Annotated in this window: 2 protein-coding genes; one reads left to right on the forward strand and one right to left on the reverse strand. The window is 73.6% G+C overall.

Going from position 1 to position 1,568, the window contains the following annotated elements; genetic code table 11:
- On the forward strand, positions 1-658 hold a 658-nt coding region (locus tag VGH85_23765), incomplete at its 5' end, for an aminotransferase class I/II-fold pyridoxal phosphate-dependent enzyme (GenBank protein HEY2176837.1).
- Positions 659-663: 5 nt separating this feature from the next.
- On the opposite strand, the gene VGH85_23770 is transcribed toward VGH85_23765, so the two are convergent.
- Positions 664-1,568: D-2-hydroxyacid dehydrogenase (locus tag VGH85_23770; protein HEY2176838.1), on the reverse strand; the 905-nt coding region annotated here is incomplete at its 5' end.

Here is a 1,568-nt window from a genome sequence, read left to right on the forward strand (position 1 = left end):
CGTCGTGACCCCGCGGGCTCAGGTGCCGACCGGCGCGGCCGTGTCCGCGTCGCGGGCCCGGGCCCTGCAGCGGGTGCTGACGTCGTACCCGCACACCGTCCTCGTCGAGGACGACCACGCCGCCGATGTCGCCGGGGCTCCATCGGTGACGCTCGCCGGCACCACCGACCACTGGATCCACGTGCGCTCGGTGTCGAAGGCATGGGGGCCGGACCTGCGACTCGCGGTGGTCGCCGGCGACGTCGGCACCGTCGACCGGCTCCGCGGTCGCCAGCGGCTCGGGCCGGGCTGGGTCAGCCACACGACGCAGGAGGCTGTGGCCGAGCTCTGGGACAGCCCGAAGGCGCAGAACCTCGTCCGCCGGGCCGGGCTCGAGTACGCCGAACGCCGCACCGGACTGCGCGACGCCCTCGCCGAGCGTGGCGTCGCCGCCCATGCGCGGTCCGGGCTCAACGTCTGGCTGCCGGTGCGCGACGAAACCGCGGCCGTCGCGAGCTTGCTGACCGCCGGGTGGGCCGTGGCGCCGGGTTCGCGGTTCCGTCTCGCCAGCCCGCCCGCGCTGCGGATCACCATCGCGTCGCTATCGGTAGGCGAGATCCCGCCGCTGGCCGATGCCCTTGCCCGCGCGGCGGTAGCCGGTCGCGGTCGGGGTGTCTGAGCGGGTCAGTAGAAGTCCGTCGGATCGACGACGTTGAGCAACGGCTCGCCGTCGCAGTAACGGCGCAGGTTGGTGACGAAGAGGTCGACGATGCGGGCGTTCTCCTTGGTCGACAGCGCGGCCGTGTGCGGACTGATCAGCACGTTGTCCAGCTGCCACAGCGGATCGTCGGCCGGCAACGGCTCGGTCTCGAAGACCTCGAGCGCCGCCCCGGTGATCCGGCGCCCGACGAGTGCCTCCGTCAGCGCCGTCTGGTCGAGCGTCCGGCCGCGTCCGACGTTGACGAGGACCGCACGCCGGCCCAGCGACTCGACGAGCCGCCGATCGAAGAGATTGCGGGTGGCCGGAGTGTCGGGGAGGGCGAGCACGACGGCGTCGGCGCGGGGGACGAGCTCGGGCAGGCTCGCGATCGGGTGGAGCTCGTCGACGGCGTCGTCCACCGCGGGCTCGGGGAGGGATCGCCGTACGCCGAGGGTGTGCATGCGCAGTGCACGCGCACTCCGGGCGACCTCGCGGCCGATCTCGCCGAGCCCGACGATCAGCAACGTCTGTCCGGCGAGCTCCCGCACCGGGTAGTGCTCCCACCGGTGCTCGGTCTTGGCGGCGAGCAGCCGCGGGAGGTCCTTGGTGAATGCCAGCAGACCCAGCATCGCCCATTCGGCGAGCTGTTCGGCATGCACTCCCCGGGCGCTCGTCATCGTCACCCGCGCGAGATCGGCGGGGCTGAGGTCGGCCTGACGCAGCTGTTCACCGGCGCCGGCGGCCGTGCCCTGCACCCAGCGGAGATCCGGCGCGCTGCGGATGGCCGAGGCGAGCCCCTCGGCGGTGTCGCCGGGAGCGCCGAAGAGGACCTCGGCCGCGGCGATGGACTCCTGCCAGCGGCGCTCGTCGGCGTCGTTGCGGCGGAAGC

The organism is Mycobacteriales bacterium, assembly GCA_036497565.1.
Classification (GTDB): domain Bacteria; phylum Actinomycetota; class Actinomycetes; order Mycobacteriales; family QHCD01; genus DASXJE01.